20 protein-coding genes are annotated in these 20,729 nt (G+C 62.3%); 11 read left to right on the forward strand and 9 right to left on the reverse strand.

Annotated features, from left to right (window positions below):
* Window positions 1-246: 246 nt before the first annotated feature.
* On the forward strand, window positions 247-1,059 hold the full coding sequence (locus G3545_RS06240) for a Ku protein (protein ID WP_170010846.1): 813 nt from the start codon (window positions 247-249) through the stop codon (window positions 1,057-1,059).
* Here G3545_RS06240 and G3545_RS06245 read toward each other — a convergent pair whose 3' ends face one another.
* The 4 genes from G3545_RS06245 to G3545_RS06260 form a co-directional block, all read right to left on the reverse strand.
* Window positions 1,060-1,935, reverse strand: a complete 876-nt coding sequence (locus G3545_RS06245) for a Ku protein (protein WP_170010848.1) — start codon at window positions 1,933-1,935, stop codon at window positions 1,060-1,062. It abuts the gene before it with no gap.
* Between the two features lie 237 nt (window positions 1,936-2,172).
* Window positions 2,173-2,730, reverse strand: coding sequence for an ester cyclase (locus G3545_RS06250; protein WP_170010850.1), 558 nt, complete (start codon window positions 2,728-2,730; stop codon window positions 2,173-2,175).
* Between the two features lie 530 nt (window positions 2,731-3,260).
* Window positions 3,261-3,500 carry a hypothetical protein gene (locus tag G3545_RS06255; protein WP_170010852.1) on the reverse strand — a complete coding sequence of 80 codons (240 nt, stop codon included), beginning with the start codon at window positions 3,498-3,500 and terminating at the stop codon, window positions 3,261-3,263.
* Window positions 3,501-3,508: 8 nt separating this feature from the next.
* On the reverse strand, window positions 3,509-3,757 hold the full coding sequence (locus G3545_RS06260) for a hypothetical protein (protein ID WP_170010854.1): 249 nt from the start codon (window positions 3,755-3,757) through the stop codon (window positions 3,509-3,511).
* 404 nt (window positions 3,758-4,161) lie between these two features.
* Here G3545_RS06260 and G3545_RS06265 point away from each other — a divergent pair, with 404 nt between their 5' ends.
* The 6 genes from G3545_RS06265 (at window position 4,162) to G3545_RS06285 (ending at window position 8,130) form a co-directional block, all read left to right on the forward strand.
* Window positions 4,162-5,055, forward strand: a complete 894-nt coding sequence (locus G3545_RS06265; RefSeq protein WP_170010856.1) for an SDR family oxidoreductase — start codon at window positions 4,162-4,164, stop codon at window positions 5,053-5,055.
* Between the two features lie 77 nt (window positions 5,056-5,132).
* Window positions 5,133-5,267 (forward strand): hypothetical protein, encoded by a 135-nt coding sequence (locus G3545_RS29875; RefSeq protein ID WP_281411708.1) that lies wholly within the window; start codon window positions 5,133-5,135, stop codon window positions 5,265-5,267.
* A gap of 38 nt (window positions 5,268-5,305) precedes the next feature.
* Window positions 5,306-5,917 (forward strand): flavodoxin family protein, encoded by a 612-nt coding sequence (locus tag G3545_RS06270; RefSeq protein WP_170010858.1) that lies wholly within the window; start codon window positions 5,306-5,308, stop codon window positions 5,915-5,917.
* A 1,047-nt stretch (window positions 5,918-6,964) separates the two neighbouring features.
* Window positions 6,965-7,162: a hypothetical protein gene (locus G3545_RS06275; protein ID WP_170010860.1), complete on the forward strand. Its 198-nt coding sequence runs from the start codon at window positions 6,965-6,967 to the stop codon at window positions 7,160-7,162.
* A gap of 415 nt (window positions 7,163-7,577) precedes the next feature.
* Complete coding sequence (locus tag G3545_RS06280; protein WP_170010862.1) at window positions 7,578-7,781, forward strand: hypothetical protein; 204 nt, start codon at window positions 7,578-7,580, stop codon at window positions 7,779-7,781.
* Between the two features lie 127 nt (window positions 7,782-7,908).
* Complete coding sequence (locus G3545_RS06285) at window positions 7,909-8,130, forward strand: hypothetical protein (RefSeq protein ID WP_170010864.1); 222 nt, start codon at window positions 7,909-7,911, stop codon at window positions 8,128-8,130.
* Window positions 8,131-8,161: 31 nt separating this feature from the next.
* Here the strand turns inward: G3545_RS06285 and G3545_RS06290 are convergent, their stop codons facing one another.
* Window positions 8,162-10,600, reverse strand: a complete 2,439-nt coding sequence (locus tag G3545_RS06290; protein ID WP_170010866.1) for a hypothetical protein — start codon at window positions 10,598-10,600, stop codon at window positions 8,162-8,164.
* Between the two features lie 82 nt (window positions 10,601-10,682).
* On the opposite strand from G3545_RS06290, the gene G3545_RS06295 reads away from it, so the two are divergent.
* Window positions 10,683-11,450, forward strand: a complete 768-nt coding sequence (locus G3545_RS06295; protein ID WP_170010868.1) for a hypothetical protein — start codon at window positions 10,683-10,685, stop codon at window positions 11,448-11,450.
* Between the two features lie 115 nt (window positions 11,451-11,565).
* The gene (locus G3545_RS06300) at window positions 11,566-11,796 is read left to right on the forward strand and encodes a hypothetical protein (RefSeq protein ID WP_170010870.1); all 231 of its coding nucleotides are present in this window, start codon (window positions 11,566-11,568) and stop codon (window positions 11,794-11,796) included.
* Between the two features lie 1,584 nt (window positions 11,797-13,380).
* On the opposite strand, the gene G3545_RS06305 is transcribed toward G3545_RS06300, so the two are convergent.
* Entirely contained in the window at window positions 13,381-14,073 is a 693-nt protein-coding gene (locus G3545_RS06305) for an aquaporin (RefSeq protein ID WP_170010872.1), read from the reverse strand.
* Between the two features lie 102 nt (window positions 14,074-14,175).
* Here G3545_RS06305 and G3545_RS06310 point away from each other — a divergent pair, with 102 nt between their 5' ends.
* Both G3545_RS06310 and G3545_RS06315 read left to right on the forward strand, forming a co-directional pair.
* On the forward strand, window positions 14,176-14,694 hold the full coding sequence (locus tag G3545_RS06310; protein ID WP_170010874.1) for a DinB family protein: 519 nt from the start codon (window positions 14,176-14,178) through the stop codon (window positions 14,692-14,694).
* Window positions 14,695-14,859: 165 nt separating this feature from the next.
* Window positions 14,860-16,749, forward strand: coding sequence for an ABC-F family ATP-binding cassette domain-containing protein (locus G3545_RS06315; protein ID WP_170010876.1), 1,890 nt, complete (start codon window positions 14,860-14,862; stop codon window positions 16,747-16,749).
* A gap of 210 nt (window positions 16,750-16,959) precedes the next feature.
* Here G3545_RS06315 and G3545_RS06320 read toward each other — a convergent pair whose 3' ends face one another.
* The 3 genes from G3545_RS06320 to G3545_RS06330 all read right to left on the reverse strand — a co-directional run bounded on the left by G3545_RS06320 (window position 16,960) and on the right by G3545_RS06330 (window position 20,678).
* On the reverse strand, window positions 16,960-18,369 hold the full coding sequence (locus G3545_RS06320; protein ID WP_246702712.1) for a porin: 1,410 nt from the start codon (window positions 18,367-18,369) through the stop codon (window positions 16,960-16,962).
* A 342-nt stretch (window positions 18,370-18,711) separates the two neighbouring features.
* The gene (locus G3545_RS06325; protein WP_170010878.1) at window positions 18,712-19,158 is read right to left on the reverse strand and encodes a DNA polymerase III subunit chi; all 447 of its coding nucleotides are present in this window, start codon (window positions 19,156-19,158) and stop codon (window positions 18,712-18,714) included.
* A gap of 26 nt (window positions 19,159-19,184) precedes the next feature.
* Window positions 19,185-20,678: a leucyl aminopeptidase gene (locus G3545_RS06330; protein ID WP_170010880.1), complete on the reverse strand. Its 1,494-nt coding sequence runs from the start codon at window positions 20,676-20,678 to the stop codon at window positions 19,185-19,187.
* Window positions 20,679-20,729: the final 51 nt, after the last annotated feature.

Here is a 20,729-nt window from a genome sequence, read left to right on the forward strand (position 1 = left end):
GGCACGTGACGGTGGATGTTTCGCTGGTCTACCGACAGACCCACTGATGGGCCTTCGACCCGAACTCGCCGACCTTTACGCTTGACAGAGATCACTCGCGAGCGTGACCGTTATAGCGTCTGATCTTCTGTCAGCTTGACACGCTTGCTCGCTGCCGTGTCGCAGCGAGCAAGCTACGGCAGGCCTCGACGCAACCAACGGCCGCCAGCCCCGTTGTCCTGTTCGGCAATTCAGCCGGAGAATTCGATGGCACCGCGTTCATTCTGGAAAGGCTACCTGAAGCTGTCCCTGGTTACGTGCCCGGTGCAGATGTCACCCGCGACCTCAGATCGCGAAAAGATCAAATTCCATACGTTGAACCGTGCCACCGGCCACCGACTCGTCACGCAGATGGTTGACGCAGAAACAGGCGAGCCCGTCGAGGAAGACGAAGAGGTAAAGGGTTATGAGCGCGGCGAGAACGAGTATGTCCTTCTCGACGACGCCGAAATCGAGGCCGTCGCGCTGGAGAGTACCCGCACGATTAACATAGAGACGTTCGTGCCAAAGGATTCGATCAGCTGGATTTGGTACGACCGGCCGCATTACCTCAAGCCAGATGATCCGGTCGGCGAGGAAGCTTTTTCCGTCATTCGCGACGCCATGGCGGCCACAGAGATGGTCGGCATATCGCGGCTTGTCATGTATCGGCGCGAGCGCGCAGTGATGTTGGAGCCGCGCGACAAAGGCATCGTGCTCTGGACATTGCGCTACGGCGATGAAGTTCGCGATCCAGCCAATTATTTCGGGAGCATCGGCGAGGATGAGGTCGACAAGGACCTGTTGTCTCTCGGCACGTACCTCGTAAAGGAAAAGACCGGCCGCTGGGATGAAAAGTCGCTCAACGATCCTGTCCAGGATCGCCTGCAGGACTTGATCAACGCCAAGCTCAAGGGTCGTAAGCCCGTCAAACAAGCCAAGGAAGAAGAACCGGAGCGGCCAGCCAACGTCGTGAGCATCCTCGACGCTCTCCGCAAGAGCGTGGAGACCGAGAGCAAGGGGAAGACCAAGCGGCGCTGATTAGCTTGCCTTGCGGCTCTGCGCCCGGGCTGCCGGCCTCTTGGGCGCCGTCCCGGCTCTGACTGCCTTCTTCGGAGAAGTCTTCGCGGAGGCCGGCTTGCCCGTGACACCGGCGCTCTGCCGCAGCGCTTCCATGAGGTCCACCACCTTGTCGCGCTTCGCCAGCTTGGGCGCCTGGATCGTGCGCCCCTCCATCTTCGCCTTCACTAGTTCGGCGAGAGCGGCCTCGTATCGGTCATCAAAGTTCTTGGGATCGAAGCTGCCGACTTTTGTGCTGATTATGTGCTTGGCCAGATCCAACATCTCGCCCTCGATCTTCATCTCGGGGACGTCATTGAAGGCTTCTTGAACCGAGCGGATTTCGTAGTTGAAGTGCAGCGTGTTGCCGACAATGCCCCCTTCAAACGGTCGTAGTAGCACCGTGCGCATACGACGGAACAGTACCGCCTGGGCTAAGGCAGCCACCTTTTGCGTCCTCATCGCTTCGCGGATTACACCGAAGGCGACGGCGGCAATGCGGCCGTCCGGAGCGAGGTAATAAGGCTTGTCGAGGTAGACGTCGTTGATGTCATCGCAGGGAACAAAGCGCAGGACGCTGAGCGTCTTGTCGCTGACAGGCGTGGCCGCCGCAATCTCCTCGGGCTCAAGTATGATGTATTCGTCTTTGCCGACCTCAAAGCCTTTCACCTGGTTTTCGCGATCGACGACGTCGCCGGTGTCCTGATCGACGAATTCGCGTCGCAGCCGATGACCGGTGGTTTGATTGAGCGTGTGGAAAGCGACCCGCTCCGAAGTCGATGCCGCGGTATAGAGCGCCACCGGGCAGGTCAATTCGGCCACCTTCAGGAAGCCCTTCCATTGTGCCCGAGGTGCCATCGACGCGCTCCCTACTACGAGAGACTCAACGGCGCCTCGACGACTCCGTTCCCGGTACGATGATGACTCTATGCTTCGGCTTCTGGCCCGCCGTGGCGGGATACCCTCCGAGACCCGGACACTCAGTTCCTAGCGCATATCCGTTTGATCGCCTCGCGTTGCGAATATTCTGCCCGCGAGCGTGGTCGGTGCGCCGAGCGAACACTAGACGGTGTATTTGTCGTGATGGCCGCCGCCTTAGGGCTTTAGCAGCTTGTCTTTTGTGAGCACTCCAGCGGCCTGAAGTCGTCCCAAGTGATCCGACTCGTTCCAGCTTTCAGCGACCTTGCCGCACTTCATCCGGAAGATGTTGATGCCGGTATAGGTGGTCTCGACATTCGACGGGCCAACGCCTGCGAAGTCCCCGACTTGCACGCCGGTACGCTTCCAGCGGACCACCACCATGTCGCCACTAACTATGACCTGCTGGACGTCAAACGCCCCACCATTGAAAGCCTTGTACCACTCGGCGACCTTTTGCTTGAGCCCGGCGGGCGTCTGCGCATCTTCACCGATGCCGAAATGATGTTTGTAGTCCGTGGACAGAATCTCATCGAATACCCTCTCATCAGCGGCTGCGAAGGCGTTCATGTACGCGCTCGCCAGCGCCGCATTCGATTCATCCGTGCCCTTGGCGCAGGCGGCCGCGGGGCCTTCTTCCTGTGCTTGCGCGGAAACCACGGCGTATAAAGCGCCCTGGGTAAACGTAGCTAAGACGGCGAAAAGTAGCAGGCGATGGCGTAAGGGAACACGCATTCGGATTCCTCCTGCGAGGCGGTGCCACACTGAGCAGCCCGCATCTGCTGCGTCCAGAACGCATGACATGGCGTTCTGCTCCGTCGGCCCAACACTGTATGGAACCGAAACTTCAGCCGATCAGTTTCCTTCCGAACGAAAATTCGGAGGAAACATGGTTCGCGATCCGCGCCGTCTCGATCAAAACACCATCGTGATTGACCCAGCGAACGTTGATGCTGTGCTGAACGATAGGCCGACGCCAGTGACCAACCCCTCGGCGCCGCCGCTCGACGAGGTTCGCAATGACAATACCCCTCGCGAAAAGAGGCTCGGCCCGAAGACGCAAAACACGGTCGATGGCTCGCGCGAAGGTACGCCCCTTAAGCCCCGAGACCCACGGCGGTAGAGCTCGGGTCAGCTGGGTCCGATCAGATGTCGACCGCGATCCGCAATGGCATCAGCTGATCAAGTGACGTTAGTGGTCACCATTCAGTCGGACACGAACATCTGTCATGGCGGCCTTTTGGGTATGCGCGTGCGCAATCCTATTAATCAACCTCGTCCGGCGTGTCGCCGTAGCGTGCCAGGATTTCAGCCGGCTCAAAGTCGCCGAGATCCGCATCGCCTTTGCGAGAGAACGCGATTGCGGCGGCAACCGATAAACTCATGGTGCGGGCACGCGACTTGGCCTGATGCTCGTTCTGCGCCTCGACGCCTTCGCCGGGAACAAGGGTGCCTTCCTCAGTTCGAATGAAAGGAAGGGCTACGTAGTAAGTGATGGTGGACATTGCTCCTCTCATTCCTTCGGTCGGGAGTGCAGGGGCGGGGGCGCCGAGTGCCCCTTGAGGTGGAAGTAGGCCGGATCGCCCGTGAGGATCTGCGCCAGCTCGTCGATGTTCTTGACGACCGCGCCAGCCATGGCCCGATAACCGGATCGCGGCCCGTGCATGCCAGAGAACTTGATGACGCCATCCCGCGCCTTCCTGAGCAGCTCAAGAAGCTCCTTGTCCTCGATCCTTGGCGGTGAATGGCGAGGCTTCGTCATGGCAGGCTCCTAGTTGTTCCTATTTTGTTTCCTTTTGGGTTGCGGGAGTCAATGCATTTGGCCGGCGACGCATTCCTAAGCGATCGCGTGGCGATCGGGCATATCGTCGGGGATGTATCAGCAGGCAGAACGGCTCACGACGGCAACGCTCGACCGGAACTCGCCCGAGCGGTGAAGCGTTCGTCCTGTATTCAAGGATGTTTGCCCTAAGACGCCCACGGAGACGCAACTCTGGCTCGAATCCTTCCAGAACCGGCAGCCAGAATTCTGTCGACGACCATTCTCGTTACGCTGTCGATCTCCCTGCCCCATGACGGCTCGCCGGAATGCGAGGCCGTCGTCGCTGCCAATTCGGAAACCCGCCGCTTGCCGCCATTCGGGCAAACACTCAAAGGAAGGCCACCATGCCCAATCGTTTGAAAATGCAAGATCCGCGCTCGCAGTATCCTAAGCCGCCTTTCCCCGAGCAGCCACAGGCGGCGCCGGGTCTCGCCCGAAAAATGGACCCGCGTCCAGATCATGGCGAGGAAAGTTATCGCGGATCGGGAAAGCTCGACGGGCGTAAGGCACTGGTGACTGGCGGCGACTCCGGCATCGGCCGCGCGGCAGCTATCGCTTTCGCTCGCGAAGGCGCGGATGTGGCCATTTCCTACCTTCCTGAGGAAGAGGCTGACGCCAAGGAGGTCATCGCGCTCATTGAGGTTGAAGGACGCAAGGCGGTCGCGCTCCCCGGCGATGTCAAGGAGGAAGCCTGGTGCCGCGAGTTGGTGCAGAAGGCGGTATCAGAACTTGGGGGGCTGGACGTTCTGGTCATCAACGCCGGCAGACAACAGTACCGTGATAACATCGAAGAGCTGTCGACGGCTGACTTCGACAAGACGATGAAGACCAACCTGTACGCTCTGCACTGGATCGCGCAGGCAGCGGTGCCGCATCTGCCGCCCGGCGCATCGGTCGTCACCACGGCATCGATCCAAGCGTACAAGCCCTCTCCCATCCTGCTCGACTACGCAACGACCAAGGCCGGCATCGTGGCCTATACCAAGGCGCTCGCTAAGCAACTCATCGAAAAGGGCATTCGCGCCAATGTGGTTGCGCCCGGCCCCTTCTGGACGGCGTTGCAACCAAGCGGCGGCCAGCCTGACGAGAAAGTCGAGAATTTCGGCAAGGACAGCGATTTCGGGCGACCAGGCCAACCCGTCGAACTCGCGCCGATTTATGTGCTGCTCGCCTCGCAGGAGGCAAGCTTCATAAACGGCGAGGTCTTCGGCGTCACGGGCGGCAAAGGTGTCGCCTGACCGGCCTCGCGACCGGGATGCCTATGCGCCTTTGCCCTTGCTCATGCAGTTCGTCTGACGCGGGCCACGATGCGCAGATGACGCTCAATCTCGAGCGCTTCGCTGAACAGATCGAGACGATCTCGTCGGGCGACCTTATCCATGCCGTGAGAGATGGCCGGCTTTTGGAAGCGCGCTTCGTATTAGGACTTGGAGGCAGGAACAAGGACTAGGATCGGTTGTTAGCCGTCACAACAGGGTGGATCGTCCCATGTCCCTAACGGCCCTAGCTCTCAATTGTACCTTGAAGCGTGGGAAGGAATCCTCGTCGACCGACAAGTTGCTCGGCGAGGCGCTCGAGGAACTCGCGAAGCTCGGCGTCGACGGCGAGCGCGTGCGGGTCGCCAATCTCGACATCAAGCCCGGGGTAACGTCGGACGAGGGCGATGGCGACGAGTGGCCGGCGCTTCGTCAACGAATTCTCGACGCCGACATCCTCATTCTCGGCACGCCGATCTGGCTCGGACAACCGTCTAGCATTGCGAAACGTGTGCTGGAGCGCATGGACGCGTTCCTGGACGAGACCGATGACAAGGACAGGATGCCCTCGTTCGGCAAGGTTGCCGTCGTGGCGATAGTCGGCAAGGAAGACGGCGCCCACCATTGCCACGCCGAAATCTTCCAGGCCCTCAATGACGTTGGGTTCACCATCCCAGCGTGCGGCGGGACCTATTGGATTGGCGAGGCTATGGGCTCAACGGAGTACGCGGATCTGCGAAAGCCCTATGACAAGACAGCCCAGGCCACAGGCATGATGGCGGCCAATGCGGTTCACTTGGCCGAGCTTCTTGCGAAACAAACCTACCCGGGGGTCACTGAATAACTTGGAGGGTCGAGCGTGGGGCGCGCAATCGCCAGGATCATCGAACACTAGGCGTCACCTGCCGGGTGAGCGGTGTTCGGCCTGCTAGCTGGTGGAATTTGGCCGCTCTCACGAAAGTCGAGCCGCCAAGTGCGCCACGTCTCGAACCACGTGATCCTGAGCGTGGCAACGACGATCATCCTGCCCCACATCGTGAAGCGTCTCGTCGCCAAGAACACCTGACAGGTGTTTCATTCAACGCCGAGGCATTCCTCATTCGGGAAGGTCCCACGACGCCGTCCCGTCGGGACATGCGATGCATCTCGCGGCTCTGGCCCACGTGGTGTCCCGCGTCTGGCCTACTTATACGACGGCAGCCTGGCGACGTACGGCAACGACTTCCCTTGCATGCTCCTCAAAATCACTGTCAGCGGGTCCTCGGGGTCGCCCTTGAGGATCAGCTTCTCGGAGAACATGCCGAGGTGGCGGCCGCTGCATCGCGCGGTCGCGATCCCGAAGCTTAATCTCGAAGCCGTCCTTGGTCTTCTTGACGCCCCCGTACAGCAGATGCGCTCATCCTTTGAGGCTGGATAACTGTCGAGGGCATGAACGACACCCTGGCTGGTCCCTGGGCATTCAGGGCACGCTCCCAGCGGCAACAACACGTGCTCCTACGAAGAACGAAGTGCGCAGGACTACGTCAGCATCGATCTCTGCCCGGCGATCGATCGCGCATCGCCATTCGATTTGCGTGGCCGAGGTTAACATTTATGAGGAGGACTGCCGCCCACTCGGAGGCCGTCTTCGCGCTGTAACAAGCCCTAAACAACGCTAAAAAACAACAATATCAATGAGATAGTCTGCAATGAACACGGCGCGATTTGACGATGGGCGCGTCGAGATCCGGAGATAAGCGAGGTATATATGCACCTCTCAGAAGCGTAATACTTTGAAAATTTCTGCAAATTGCCGTACTCGGATGCCGCATGTCGACTAATTATCGAAAAATATATGGAAAATTTCCCATCTTTTCGTTCCTCTGAGGTACCTGAGGACGCCTTTGGCCCAATGCATATTAGAGCCGGGACCATCCATGGCACCCTGGCAGAAGACGTCGAGTGCATCGATGTCGTCTTCCGCAGGCTCGACGAGGATGAGGGCGACATCGTCCGGATCAACGGATGGCTCTGGTGCGTCGAGGTCGTGCCGCCCGAGGCCGATCCTCTGGACGACTTCAACTACTTCGGCTCGCGACACCACTACTGACCGCGCTCCACATCACCAATGACCGCAACTCGCCGGGGCTCACTGCCCCGGCTTTTTTGTGCCCGATGAAAACCTGTCAAACCTGTCATGCTCTTACACGTAGATATGGAGATTTCAGGGGTTTTGCATAGCTCGCGGCATAAGCCATGCACTGAGGACATAGAGATATCAAACGACATGACTAGTTATATAAAGGGGATTCTCTCTCTATAACTATATATAAAGGCTCATCTTTTTGCCGCCGAAACCTGTCAAATTCGACCATGACTAGTTTTGACTAGTTTCGCCAATAAACGACAGCACTGCTTACCCACCTAGAAAACTAGTCATAACTTGTCAAAACTAGTCATGACACCCCCAGCCCCCAGCCCCCAGCCCCCTTGACGCCCCCGCCCCATGTTTTCATTTTGTTCGCATGATCGAGACGCTGGGCGAGGCATACGATTTGTCGTGGAAGGTGCATGCGCGATGCGGGCGCGGGAGCCGCGTGGGCGTGACCAAGGTCGGCTGGTGCGACTGGTCATCCGATCTCGATCTGAAGACGCTGGTGGTCAAGGGCGGGACTTCCCCCTTGCGGACCTTGCGAGCCGGCTGCGCTTCCCGCGGTGCCGAAGCATGACCATCCCGCGTGGTGTTCTCGTCGCCGCGTCTGGGCGAGGCTGCGCTGATGTCTTGATTGGCCACCCGATTGGTATATTCCCACAATACCGCCATGGTCCTCCTTCACTGGCATGAAGGGGATGGCGATGCCGCGGCGATGGAACACGGGGCGCGTTGCCCTTTATGGAGCACTTGTAGGCGCGCTCTACGCTCTGCTGAACACCGGCCTCGACACCACCTCATCCCTGGTAGCATTCGAAGCCTTCGGACAGGCGATCGGCGGCGGCGCGGTCGGCGCGGTGCTCGCAGCGTGTGGCTCCGGCCTGCGCAATGCTCTGGTCATGCGGAAGCAGGGGAAGCCCGTCTGAGCTACGCCTGCTGGTCTTCGCTGTTGGATCGTCAGTCGCGCACGAACTGATAGCTGACCTTCGGCGGGCCTCGCTTCGCAGGCTCCTTGATCGGCTTCACCTGCCCTGCCGACATCATCATGTCCATCATCGGGCCAAGCTCGCGGGCTTTGATGCTGCCCTGCAGCTTCCGCAGAAGCTCGCGGTGGCCGATCGTGCCAGTGGTGCGGATGATCCCCAGCACGCGCTTGTATTCGGCCTGGTGCTCGTTCTCGACCATGTTCTGGCGCATGCCAGTGACGAAGGTGTCGAGCGACCAACGCACCAGACGCCCCGCGAACGTCACGTCGCACAGGTCGACGACGATGCCGTGCAGATCCCGGTCAGAGAAGCGGCCGACCGCATGGATCAGCGCGAGCCGACGCACCATGTCCGTGAAGCGAACCCACGTCTCGAGCATTGGGTCTGTGTCCGCGCCGCAGACCATGTCGTACTGTTCGTCGGCCAGCTCGGCGAGCCGTGCCTCGGCCTCCGGTGTTCCGCCGACGCTGGTCATCTCGGGCGGCACCTCCGCATCGGTCGGCCCCATGAGCGGCAGGCCGGGCTTGACCACTTGACCGGGCTTAGGCTGGTTCTGGAAGTCGTACAGCAACTGGAGCCGTCGCCTCAGCCCTTCCGGCACGTCCTTGGTGGCAAGGACCGGGGTCGAGTAGCGCACGCGCTGATACTTCGGCAGCACGAGGAAGCGGTTCAGGAAGCCGCCCGCGACGTGCTTGCTCCGCAGGCTCTCATAGAACCCCGTGGGCGTGGTGAAGCCGAAGATCGAGAGGCTGGGGCGCTTGATGATCGTATAGCCGCGCGACATGGTGCTCTCGGGCGCGAACGTGCCATCCGACAGGCCCCAGAGTGTGCAGAGGTTCAGCAGCAGGTTGGATTCCTGCGAGCTGGCGTTCCGGCCGGTCATCTTGGCGTACAGGCCGCTGATCTCGTCGACGATCTGGCACTGGAGCGGATGTGAGCCCAGGTGGACGCCCAGCGTGGCCGCTGACGACACCGATGTCCGGTGCAGCGTCATCATGGGGTGCTCGCCCGAAGCGGCGTCCAGCAGCCGCTTTAGGGCTTGCTGCGGGTGATCCTTGCCGCCACCCGTACCCATGATGCCGACCATGTAGAGGTGCGTCGGCGTCTTATCGGCGGAGAGCCCGTAATAGAGCCGCCGTCCCATCAGTGTGCTGACGGCCATAAGCGACGCCGCCGCGGCGAACAGCGGGATGCGCGTGCCGCCACTGTCGAGCACGTAGCGCATCATCTCGCCGAGGATGCCGGGGAGCTTCAGGTACTCCTCGGGGAACTCGCGATCGGCGTCAGAGAGCTGGGGCGCGGCCTCGATCGGCTCTACGTCGTCGTCGGCGTCGGCGCGCAACGCACTGGCAAGGATCGCCTCACCCAGCGCATTCGCCTCGGCCATGAACGCGGCGTCCTCCTGGCCGAAGCCCAACGTCTCGGGGTCGATCCCCATCTGCGCGCACAGCCACTTCGCTCCGGAGAGCGAATCCGGTGCGCCGCCGAAGTCCATGACAACGCTGATGGCCGTGCTCGGCGCTTCCAGCCCGAAATCCCAGATCCCGGTTGGAATGATGCCGAGGTCTTCCTCAAGGGCGCGGCCAAGCGCTTTGCTTTTGATCCGGTAGCCACCCGTGCTCAACTGCGTCCTGGCCGATGGGAATACGGCCGGCACCCATGCGTCGAGGTTGGCGAGCGCGGCATCGTTCACATTCCGGAAGAAGTTGCCGGGCCTGACAGGCGGCAGCACCGTCACGTTCGAGGGGCGCACGGGCTGCGGCAGCACCGCCGGCAGGTTCGGCGTCGCCGGGGCGGCCGGTGCCGGCGTGGGCCTGTTCGCCTCGATACGTGCCAGCAGGGCTGCGATAGTGCGCGGCGCCGGCCTGATCGACATGGGCGAGCCGTCGATCTGCGACTCGGTCATCGTGAAGTAGCGGCCGAAGACGTACATCTCCACATTGGCTTCGTCGCATTTGATCGTGCGCTCGATCTTGCCGCGGGCGATCATGTGAACGCCTGTGCCGGACGGACTGCCCTCGGCATAGGTCTCTTCGAACGCCAGAATTTCCGCAGCCCACGGCTCAAACTCACCTGTGTCCGGATCTCGGCAATGGTCGAGGTCGATCGCGGTGTAGTTATCGTCGGCCGTGAACACATAGCCGTTGCCGGCGAGGCCCTGCGCGAGCGTGCGCGCTTTGGCCTGCTCGTAGGTGCCCCAATCTTCCGGCTTCCCACTGCTGGCAAGCCGGCCAGTCATCGGATTGACGGGGAGCTTGGTCTGCTTGCCAGAGTCGCTCCTCGGGGCGCCGAGCTTCCACGACACCCATTTGCGGTGCTGGCGCAACTCGTCATAGGCGGGGATGTCCTCGCCGTTCTCGCCAATGTGGTCGTACTCGTCCAGCACGAGTTGGAAGCCGAGCTTTGCCATCAGAAGCCTCATGGATCGATGGAGCGTGTTTCCATCGGACCGTCGACCACTGCGCACTCAGCCCTTTGGGCAGCGGTGAACAATGTCCGGCGAGATTTTCGGAACGCGGGAGCAGTTTTCTAGAAATGCTCAGATCACGATTGACTGTTTTCGGAATTTCTCCGAATATCCAAATCGCGTCAAGCGGAGAATTTGGACTCTGGTAATTGACGCGCCCGGCCTGATGTGTCGGAGAATTTTGGACGGCCAACCAGACGAGGCTTTTGTGACGCAGGAAATGACGTTCACGGATCGGGTTCAGCGGAGAATGAGTGCCCTGGAACTCACCGCCGTCGAGGTCGAGCGGCGTGCCGGCTTTAACCGGGGGTACGTGTCGGATCTGTTTTATGGCAAGAAGGGCACCATCAAGGGTGGCAAGCTCGTCGATTTGGCCCGCGTTTTAGAGACCACCGAAATTTGGTTGCTACGCGGAGTCGGCGAGGAAGACAGGGGGCCCACTGTCTACGCTTCACTGATATCTGGATCGGCAACTTCAGGGAAAGCCGAACCCATGAACGGGTTGCCGGCCGAGGTTCGCACGAGCTGGGATCAAGTAAGTCGTGCGCAGGAGATCCGGGTTTCGATCAAGTGGCTGAATTTGGAAACGGGCGCGTGCGGGGTCGCCACGGACTCGCACCCCGAGGCTACTATTGCAGCGACCATCGTGGACCCCGCGATCATGCTTCCAAATAGCCCGTATGGCTTGGCCTTCGCCTCGCGATCGATCATTACGGTGATCGCCAAGGCAGCTAGCCGATCGGGCGGCCAGAACCACATCGTTATTATCGACTTTCTAGAGACGGGCGGATAACGCCCAGTCGAAGTTCGCCCGACGGCCCCGGCGTGCGCCGGATTTTTTTTGAATTTTCCTTCGGATTAATTCCGTAAATCCGTAAACCTTGTGTCGAGAGGTATCGGATGTCTGGATGACGTCCAACACTGGTCGAATGGACGTTTCAAAGATGTCGTCATCGGTCGCAAACGGAACTCTCCACTTCGGCAAGTGGGCACCGGTCGCCTGTGCCTGGCAGACCGATTGCTATGAGCCGCTGGAGCAGTACGTGCGCCTGGGCATTTCGAGCGGCGTGGCGGAGTTGATCGCCCGCGGCGAGTGCCGGTCGTCGATGGTAACGGACGTGAGAGCGGCAACGTCGTGAACCATCCCCCTCGCCTACCCGCCGATTTGTACGACGTACCGCACCGCGAGCGGATGCTTGCCTATGCGGCTGACTTAGTCGTGCGCTTTGGTGAGGTCGCTCTACCTCTGTTCGAGCGATATGAGGCCGAGTTGGAGGTAGCTCACAACCGCGATTTTGCAATTGGACGAGCTAAACGCATCGTAGAGGCAAGGCGAGCCGGGGCACCTTCATTTCGGGTTACAATTTAGGCTACAGTGTTGGCTACTAGCTGACTGACCGTCCGTCTATCTATATATTATTATTCACATTTTTTCGTGATAATTTTTCTCAGCACTCCCTCCCCAGGAGCCGGGGCGTTCTTTTTTGTACCCGAATCCGCCCGCGCTGCGCGGCAGGCGCAGCCTCCCGGCACCGCTGAACGGGCGATGAACGGGCTACCAACCCATTGTTCATGTAGATGAATCTGACGCAACGAAGCGTTCAGGAAGCGTTCCTGCGCGGTGCGCCATAAATGACATCAAGGCGGGCGGACATAGCGAATGCCCTCCACCACTTCCACGAATGCACGGCCCCGGTTCGCCGACCCCCGGTGCCGTGTTGCCCCGGTCCTGCCCAGCAGGATCGGGGCTTTCTATTTCAGCACACCCGTTCAATGGACAGCTGCCCGGTCAGCTCGTACCGGCGCGGGGAAGAGCCCCGCTCTACCAGGCCCACCTCGCACTTGGGCTCGGGATCGGTGAAGCGCAGTAGGCGCACCCGCGGGTCCGTGCCCCCACTGCGTCGATGAACAGTTCCGGCAGCAGCGTCACCCCCTGCCCGTTCGCCACCAACTGCACGATGCTGGGCGGCAGGTGGCGCGATGGTTGCTGAGCCGCCGGGGATCGACATTCGCGCGCACCTTAAGTGCCTGGTCGCGCGGGCAAGGGCCATCTACCAGCAGCAGAATATCCTGACGATCGAGTAACGCCGGCCGGGCCGCACCCTCACCAAGCGCCAGCGACCCCTCCGCCGGCACCGCGAGCAGGAAGGCATCCTCGAACAAAGACAGGCTGGCGCAGTCGGGATGATCGACCGGCAAGCTGGCCGTGACCGCAACCCGATAACAATTCCGTGATCAGCATGCTGGCCTGCGCCTCGTGCAAGGCGGGTTCCAGCAGCGGAAAATTCGCCCGAACCGGCAGCCGCCCGAACGAGGCCACCGCCGAGCTGTGTCTCCGGCTCGCGGATCCGGATGGAGAGCGCCGGCTCCGCGACGGCGCTCGCCTCCGCGGCGCGGCTGAGATGGCCAAGCCGGGCCAAGCGCCGAGACAGCGCAGCTGCCGGAAGGAGATGATGGCCATCAGCTTAACTTATCATATGAGCTACTTAAACTGATTGGCTCTTACGATTGGAACGGCTCAGTATCCGTTACAGAAGCTGGCGCACCAGAATCTCGAGCGCATCCCCGAGCGCGGCGGAATGAGAAAAGCCCCGCCCGGCGACCGGGCGAGGCTTTAAAGCAGATTTCAAATGACGGCTTGGCTGCAAGCCCCCCGTGGCCGGGCCGACATGACGGGCGGCGGAGCAATCCGTCGCCCGTCTCCGTCTAGACTCAGCTCCAGATCAGTCCTCGAGGACCTTGTTCTTGAACAGCAGGCCGGCGAGGAAGCCGCCGATCGGCGGGACAATGATGAACAGCCAGAGCTGGGAGATAGCCTTGCCGCCGACCAGCAGCGCCGGGCCGATGCTACGGGCCGGATTGACCGACACGCCGGTGACCGGGATGAAGGCGATGTGGATCATCACCAGCGACAGGCCGATGGCGAGGCCGGCCGCCGGCGTCGCGCCTGCCTTCGAGGTGGCGCCGAGAATGACCACCAGGAAGATGAAGGTAGCGACCAGTTCGACGATGATCGCCGAGGCGAGACCGTAGCCGCCGCCATAGCCCTCGCCCCAGCCATTCTGGCCGAGGCCGGCGGCGGCGACATCATAGCCGGCAAGCTTGCCGGACACGATGATGTAGAGCAGGACGGCGCCGGCGATGCCGCCCAGCACCTGGGCGATAATGTAGCCGGGCAGCTCGGAGGTCGGCAGGCGGCCCGCCGCCCAGACGCCGATGCTCACCGCGGGATTGATGTGGCAGCCCGAGATCGGGCCGATGCCATAGGCCATCGACGTCACCGCAAGGCCGAAGGCAAAGGCCACCGCCAGGAACCACACCGGCGAGGCGCCCGCGAAGCCGGTGATGGCGACGGAGCCGCAGCCGAGCAGCACGAGCACGGCTGTGCCGATGAATTCTGCTACATACTTCTTCATGATCCCCCCTTGCGCCCACGGCGCGAATCGAGTGCCCACACCGGCAGTATAGTAGCTTCGGCCTGATCCGCTTTTCCGCCTTTTCGTGAATGAGGACGGTAAATGTCGCTTTCTCGCTACCATATGCTTGCCGGCTATAATCGCTGGGCCAATCAACGCCTCTATGACGCCGCGGCGAAGCTCGACGATACTCGATACCGGGAGGATCGCGGTGCTTTCTTCCGTTCGGTGCATGGCACGTTGAACCACCTCGTCGTCGCCGACCGCGTCTGGATGGGCCGCTTCACCGGCATTGGCGAGGAATCCCCACTCGACGCCATATTGTTCGAGCGCCTGGAGGATCTGCGCGCCGAGCGCGAAGCCGAGGACGGCCGCATCGTCGCCTTCGTCGCCGGGCTGGACGAGGCGGGGCTCGCCCGCGTGATCGAGTATTCGAACAGCTCGGGCCGGCGCTTCAGCCAGCCGATCGACACCGCGCTCGACCATTTCTTCAACCACCAGACCCACCATCGCGGCCAGGTGCACGCGCTGCTGAGCCATTTCCTCGGCAATGCGGCGACACCCTCACTGGACCTGATCGCCTTCCAGCGTCTGCCGGGCGGGGTGGCGACGTTGTATTGAGCATCCTTCGAGGCTCGCCGCGCTCGCACCTCAGGATGACGTAGCTCCTGGATGATCATCATCCTGAGGTGCCGGCCAACGGCCGGCCTCGGAGAATGCTGAAACAGCGCGCCCCCCGCACCCCGCGCTTGCCCGCCCTGCCCCGCCAAGGCTAAAGCCTTCGGCATGATCTCACTTGACGATATTTCGCTCCGGCTCGCGGGCCGCCTGCTGATCGACCATGCCTTTGTCGCCATCCCCGAGGGGGCGCGGGTCGGACTGGTCGGGCGCAACGGCGCCGGCAAGACCACGCTGTTCCGCGCCATCACCGGCGAACTTTCGCTGGAGACCGGGCAGATCCGCGTGCCGACCCGCGCGCGCATCGGCCAGGTGGCGCAGGAGGCGCCGGCCGGGCCGGAGACACTGCTCGAAGTGGTGCTCGCCGCCGACAAGGAGCGCGCCGCGCTGATCCGCGAGAGCGCCACCGCCACCGATCCCACCCGCATCGCCGAGATCGAGACCCGGCTGGCCGATATCGGCGCCCATGCCGCGCCGGCGCGCGCTGCGCGCATCCTCGCTGGTCTCGGCTTCGACGAGGCGGCGCAGGCGCGGCCCTGCGCGGAATTCTCCGGCGGCTGGCGGATGCGGGTGGCGCTCGCCGCCATATTGTTCGCCGAACCGGACCTGCTTTTGCTCGACGAGCCGACCAATTATCTCGACCTCGAAGGCACGCTATGGCTGCAGGACTATCTCGCGCATTATCCGCGGACCGTGCTGCTGATCAGCCATGACCGCGAACTGCTCAACAGCTCGGTGTCCTTCATCCTGCATCTCGACCGGCAGAAGCTGACGCTGTGGCGCGGCGGCTATGATTCCTTCGACCGGCAGCGCCAGGAAAAGCTGATCCTCGATAGCAAGCAGCGCATGAAGCAGGAGGCGAAGCGCAAGCACATGGAGGCGTTCGTCGAGCGCTTCCGCGCCAAGGCGTCCAAGGCCCGCCAGGCGCAGTCGCGACTCAAAGCGCTGGCCAAGCTCGCACCCATCGCGGATGTGGGAGGCGAGGAGGCGGCGGCGATCTCGATTCGCCATCCCGAGCGCCTGCTCTCGCCGCCGATCATCACGCTCGACGGCGTCGCTGCCGGCTATGAGCCGGGCAAGCCGATCCTGCGCAACCTCACCTTGCGCATCGATCACGACGACCGTATCGCGTTGCTTGGCCCGAACGGCAACGGCAAGTCGACCTTCGCCAAGCTGATCGCCGAGCGCATTGCCTCGCAAAGCGGGCGTATCGTGCGGGCAAGCGGGCTGGAGGTTGCCTATCTCGCCCAGCACCAGCTCGACGAACTGGTGGCGGACGATAGCGCCTATGACCATGTGCGCCGGCTGATGCCGGACACGCCGGAAGCCAAGGTACGCTCGCGCGCGGCGGAGATGGGCTTTTCCGGCGCGGCGGCCAACACCCGAATCGCCTCGCTTTCCGGTGGCGAGAAGGCGCGGCTGCTGCTCGGGCTCGCCGCCTTCCACGGGCCGCATCTGCTGATCCTCGACGAGCCGACCAACCATCTCGACATAGTGGCGCGCCAGGCGCTGGTCGAGGCGATCAGCGCCTTTCCCGGCGCGGTGATCCTGATCAGCCACGACGCCACGCTGCTCGATGCCTGCGCCGAGCGGCTGTGGCTGGTCTCCGGCGGCACGGTGAAGCCGTTCGAGGGTGATCTCGAGGATTATCGCCGGCTGGTGCTGGCTCGTACCGACACCTCCGCCGGCAATGGCAAGACCGACGGAAAGTCAGATGGCGATCGGGCCGAGGCGCGCCGTATCGCCGCCAGCAAACGCGCCGAACTTGGCCCGATGCGCAAGCGCATCAAGGATGCCGAGGCAGGTATCGCCAAGCTGGAGCGGGAAATCGCCGTGCTTGACGAGAAGCTCGCGGCGCCAGGGCTCTATGAGCGCGATCCGGCGGGGGCCGCGAAGCTCGGCAAGGCCCGGGCCGAGGCATCCGAGGCGCTCGGCCACGCCGAGGAGAGCTGGCTGGAACTGTCCGCCTCCTATGAAGAGGCGCAGGCGGCCGGTTGAACGACCGGACGGATACTGACTGCCCCCTCGATACCGCGCGCGTGCAGCGGCACTGATAGCTTCAGTTCTTTCGCCATTCTTTGACTGGCACCGCCTCTGACAAGGCGAGGCACGTCTCATTGCCGCGCCTCCCCGCTGGACAAGGGCGAGAGCCGACAACAAAAAACCCCGGCTTTCGCCGGGGTTTTCCGTATCCAATCTCAGACGAGATCAGAAGGAGCGCTTGGCTTCAAGCAGGATACGATCGGTGATCTGCTTGTTGTTGCCAGAGTAGCTGTTGCTGTCGTCCCAGTAGTTGCTCGGCGCATCGGAGTCGTTGATGCGGCCGTTGTAGCTGAACTCGGTCCAGACTCGATCATACTGCAGGACGAACTGCAGACCCTTGACCGGCTTCCAGCCGATGTTGGCAGCAAGGCTGTACACCTTGTCCTTACCCTGCTCGTACTGATTGACGTAATCCGGATTCGGGAAACCGCTATTGACAGTATTGACGCCGTCAAACGTGGTGTAGCTGTCGGTTTCGCCGTAGCTGCCGACAAACGACGTGAACACGGTCGGGACCCAGTAGTGGCGAATACCACCGCCGACGTACCAGCCGGAGATCGAGTCGCCGTTGAAGTCCACCGACTGAGCGCCGCCGAAGTTGCTGGCATCGCCATCAGCGAAGTCCATCACGCCCGTCGCGCCAAAGCCAAGATAGCCCAGAGCGCCGTCCGCATACGCACCTTCGAGGTAGATAGTGGTGGTCTCGGCGATGTCGAAGCGGACACCGGCGAGGGCAGCCCAACCCCAATCGTCATTCGGCTGAGAATTGAAGTTGCCGTACTGGTCTTCGAGGCGATGAAGAGCGCCAGACAGGCGAGCCGCGCCCCACGAACCTTCGTAGCTCAGATTGGCGACGATATCCGGAACTTCCTGGCGGTGCTCACCGAAGGAGCTGTCGATACCGATGTCGAAGTAGTCGCGAGTACGCTCGTAAGCGTCTTCGATGGCGATCGTGGCCGAGAAGCCGTTGCCGAAGTCAGCCGTGTAGGCAATCTGCAGCGGAGTGGCGTCCGAGTAGAAGAAGCCCGGATCGATACCTTCGTAGAAGTCACCGGCCCAGAAGTCGAAGTTCGAAGTCGCCTTACCGAAGGTGAAGCCCGCGAACTGGATGTAGCCGTACTTCAGGCGGAGCGTATCGGCAGTGTAGTCCTGCGCGCTGTCGCTGCCGTAGGTATAGCGCATTTCGAAGTAGCTGCGCAGCGTGCCGTACTCGGTCTGAGTGCGGGCGTCCATCTGGATCGCGGCGCGAGTCTTGAAGTAGCTCTCAGTGTCGCTCTGGCTGAAGTTAGCATTGCCGCTGGTGCGGTCGCTATACCCACCGGGGTGGTCGTAATCGACGCTGAAGTTATCTTCGTTCTTGAAGTTCTCGACATAGAAGTCAGCGGTGACGTAGCCACCGATCTTCAGGCAGGTGTCGGTGCCGGGAATGTAGTAGTAGCCCGCGCCGTAGGTGGAGCAGATCTTCACATATTCCGCAGCCTTTGCCTTCACAGGCAGATCGGCCGCCGCAGCAGTCCCGACCATCGCAAGCCCGGCAACCGAGCCGAGTAGCACGTTCTTAATGACCGTCTTCACTTCATTCTCCCCCAAATTGGACCAATGTTGGGTTTTCGATTGTCAGGACCCACCGCATAGAACCCCGCGGCATCCGAGGAGGATATTGTTTGAATCGCCCCAGCGGCGCAAAGGCTAAGTAGCCGTCAACAGGGCTCTGGGGCTATTCCGCGACAGAGTGTTGCCGCCGGGTCACATTTTCGGGGGTGGCACCATGGTGTGGATAGACCAGCCTGAGCGAAGCCATGCCGATACCGCCAATAAAGGCCCGATGGCGGCGGGAAAATGGTGCCGGATGCCCGCACAAAGCCCGAATTTGCTGGCCTTCGCGATAATCGCCGGTCCGATCGGCAGGCCCCCGCGCTACTTGCGCTGCCAGCGTCCGTCTGCGTCCTGCTGCCAATAGGCGACCTCGTGGCCGCCACGGACCGCGCCTCGCCAGTGCTCGCGCGCGCGGTCCACCTGTTCCGGGTCTGAACCGTCGAACAGGTGGACGAGGCGCAGATACGACTCGATTCTCTCGAGCCCCACCCCGTCGATGAGGAATCGCACCGCCGCGCCATTGGGATTCACGTCCGAACTGGTCAGCAGCACCGGCTGCAGCGCGGCGTCCGGCTCGCGGTCGGTGCCGTGCGGCAGGAAGGACGCGTCGTCGTATGTCCACAAATGCTGGTCGAGCGCCTCGATGCGCTCACGCGATGCGGCCTGAACGACGCAGCGCCAGCCGCGCTCCAGGCATTTCTCGATGAGTTGCGGCAGCACCCGCTCCAGTGGCAGGCGCTGGAGATGATAGAACGAGACTTCCGTCATGGTGCCGCCGCTCAGCTCCGGCTCGTTCAGCTCTCGTAGTGGTCGGCGACCAGCCGGTCGAGCAGGCGCACGCCCCAGCCCGAGCCCCAGCTGCGGTTGAACTCGGAAGCCGGCGACGACATGCCGGTGCCGGCGATGTCGAGATGCGCCCATGGCACCTCGCCGACGAAGCGCTGCAGGAACTGCGCCGCGGTGATCGAGCCGCCGAAGCGCCCACCGGTGTTCTTCATGTCGGCGAAGCGCGAATCGATGAGCTTGTCGTAGTCGGGCGAGAGCGGCATGCGCCACACCTTCTCTCCGGTGGCGAGGCCAGATTCGGTCAGCCGCACCGAGAGCGTGTCGTCATTGGAGAACAGGCCGGCATTCTCGGTGCCGAGCGCCACCATGATGGCGCCGGTGAGCGTCGCCAGGTCGACCATGAATTGCGGCTTGAAGCGCTCCTTGGCGTACCAGAGCACATCACCGAGCACGAGGCGGCCCTCGGCGTCGGTATTGATGATCTCGATGGTCTGGCCGGACATCGAGGTGACAATGTCGCCCGGGCGCTGGGCGTTGCCATCGGGCATGTTCTCGACGATGCCGATCAGGCCGACAGCGTTCACCTTGGCCTTGCGGCTGGCCAGCGCATGCATCAGGCCGACGACGCAGGCGGCGCCCGCCATGTCGCCCTTCATGTCCTCCATGCCGGCAGCCTGCTTGATGGAGATGCCGCCGGTATCAAACACCACGCCCTTGCCGATAAAGGCGACGGGCGCCGCATCCGACTTGGCGCCATCCCAACGCATGACGACGACGCGGCTTTCCTGGGCCGAGCCCTGGCCGACACCGAGCAGCGCCCGCATGCCGAGCTTGCGCAATTCCTTCTCGCCGAGCACCTCGACGTCGACGCCCACCTTTTCCAGCGCCTCAGCGCGGCGGGCAAACTCCGGCGGAGTGAGCACGTTGGCCGGCTCATTGACGAGGTCGCGGGCGATGGTGACGCCCTCGCCGATGCCTTCCTTCTTGCGCCAGGCTCGCTTGGCGGCGGAGTCATCACTTATATAGAGTGTGACCTTCGGCTTGGCGGTCTGGTCCTCGGGCTTCTTCTTGGTCTTGTAGCGGTCGAAGGAATAGGCGCGCAGCCTGAGGCCCAGTGCGAACTCGGCCGCAGCCTCCGGCGAGACCGTGGCGCTGGGCAGTTCCAGTACTACCGCTGCCTCGCGGGCGGAGGCCGGCAGTCGTCCCATGACGGCGCCGCCGAGCTTCAGCCAGTCGAACGGCTTCATCTCGCCCGGCTTGCCGACGCCGGCGACGATCAGGCGGGAGGCTTTGAGCCCCGCCGGCGCCACCAGATCGAGCGCGCTGCCGGCCTTGCCCTCGAATCGCTCGGCCGCGGCGGCACGAGTGAGCAGGTCGCCGGCCGGCGCCAGCAGCGCCTCGGCCGACGGGCCGAGCGTGACGCCCTCCCCTGCGAGCAGGATGACGATGCCTTCCGGCGCCGCCGGCAGCTTCGCAAAATTGATCTTTATGGACTCGGACATCACGCACCTTCGGTTTCCGCGGCCTTCTGGGCCATCTTTAACCGAACGATG

The organism is Starkeya sp. ORNL1 (assembly GCF_012971745.1).
In the GTDB taxonomy this organism is placed as follows: Bacteria; Pseudomonadota; Alphaproteobacteria; order Rhizobiales; family Xanthobacteraceae; genus Ancylobacter.

Excerpts from the sequence above, each read along its gene's own strand:
- G3545_RS06250 (WP_170010850.1), bottom strand. The coding sequence starts at position 2,730 with ATGCGTGTTCCCTTACGCCATCGCCTGCTACTTTTCGCCGTCTTAGCT.
- G3545_RS06245 (WP_170010848.1), bottom strand. The coding sequence starts at position 1,935 with ATGGCACCTCGGGCACAATGGAAGGGCTTCCTGAAGGTGGCCGAATTG.
- G3545_RS06270 (WP_170010858.1), top strand. The coding sequence starts at position 5,306 with ATGTCCCTAACGGCCCTAGCTCTCAATTGTACCTTGAAGCGTGGGAAG.
- G3545_RS06325 (WP_170010878.1), bottom strand. The coding sequence starts at position 19,158 with ATGACGGAAGTCTCGTTCTATCATCTCCAGCGCCTGCCACTGGAGCGG.
- G3545_RS06285 (WP_170010864.1), top strand. The coding sequence starts at position 7,909 with ATGCCGCGGCGATGGAACACGGGGCGCGTTGCCCTTTATGGAGCACTT.
- G3545_RS06310 (WP_170010874.1), top strand. The coding sequence starts at position 14,176 with ATGTCGCTTTCTCGCTACCATATGCTTGCCGGCTATAATCGCTGGGCC.
- G3545_RS06330 (WP_170010880.1), bottom strand. The coding sequence starts at position 20,678 with ATGTCCGAGTCCATAAAGATCAATTTTGCGAAGCTGCCGGCGGCGCCG.
- G3545_RS06315 (WP_170010876.1), top strand. The coding sequence starts at position 14,860 with ATGATCTCACTTGACGATATTTCGCTCCGGCTCGCGGGCCGCCTGCTG.
- G3545_RS06240 (WP_170010846.1), top strand. The coding sequence starts at position 247 with ATGGCACCGCGTTCATTCTGGAAAGGCTACCTGAAGCTGTCCCTGGTT.
- G3545_RS06260 (WP_170010854.1), bottom strand. The coding sequence starts at position 3,757 with ATGACGAAGCCTCGCCATTCACCGCCAAGGATCGAGGACAAGGAGCTT.
- G3545_RS06295 (WP_170010868.1), top strand. The coding sequence starts at position 10,683 with ATGTCCGGCGAGATTTTCGGAACGCGGGAGCAGTTTTCTAGAAATGCT.
- G3545_RS29875 (WP_281411708.1), top strand. The coding sequence starts at position 5,133 with ATGACGCTCAATCTCGAGCGCTTCGCTGAACAGATCGAGACGATCTCG.
- G3545_RS06275 (WP_170010860.1), top strand. The coding sequence starts at position 6,965 with ATGCATATTAGAGCCGGGACCATCCATGGCACCCTGGCAGAAGACGTC.
- G3545_RS06305 (WP_170010872.1), bottom strand. The coding sequence starts at position 14,073 with ATGAAGAAGTATGTAGCAGAATTCATCGGCACAGCCGTGCTCGTGCTG.
- G3545_RS06290 (WP_170010866.1), bottom strand. The coding sequence starts at position 10,600 with ATGGCAAAGCTCGGCTTCCAACTCGTGCTGGACGAGTACGACCACATT.
- G3545_RS06300 (WP_170010870.1), top strand. The coding sequence starts at position 11,566 with ATGACGTCCAACACTGGTCGAATGGACGTTTCAAAGATGTCGTCATCG.
- G3545_RS06280 (WP_170010862.1), top strand. The coding sequence starts at position 7,578 with ATGATCGAGACGCTGGGCGAGGCATACGATTTGTCGTGGAAGGTGCAT.
- G3545_RS06255 (WP_170010852.1), bottom strand. The coding sequence starts at position 3,500 with ATGTCCACCATCACTTACTACGTAGCCCTTCCTTTCATTCGAACTGAG.
- G3545_RS06265 (WP_170010856.1), top strand. The coding sequence starts at position 4,162 with ATGCCCAATCGTTTGAAAATGCAAGATCCGCGCTCGCAGTATCCTAAG.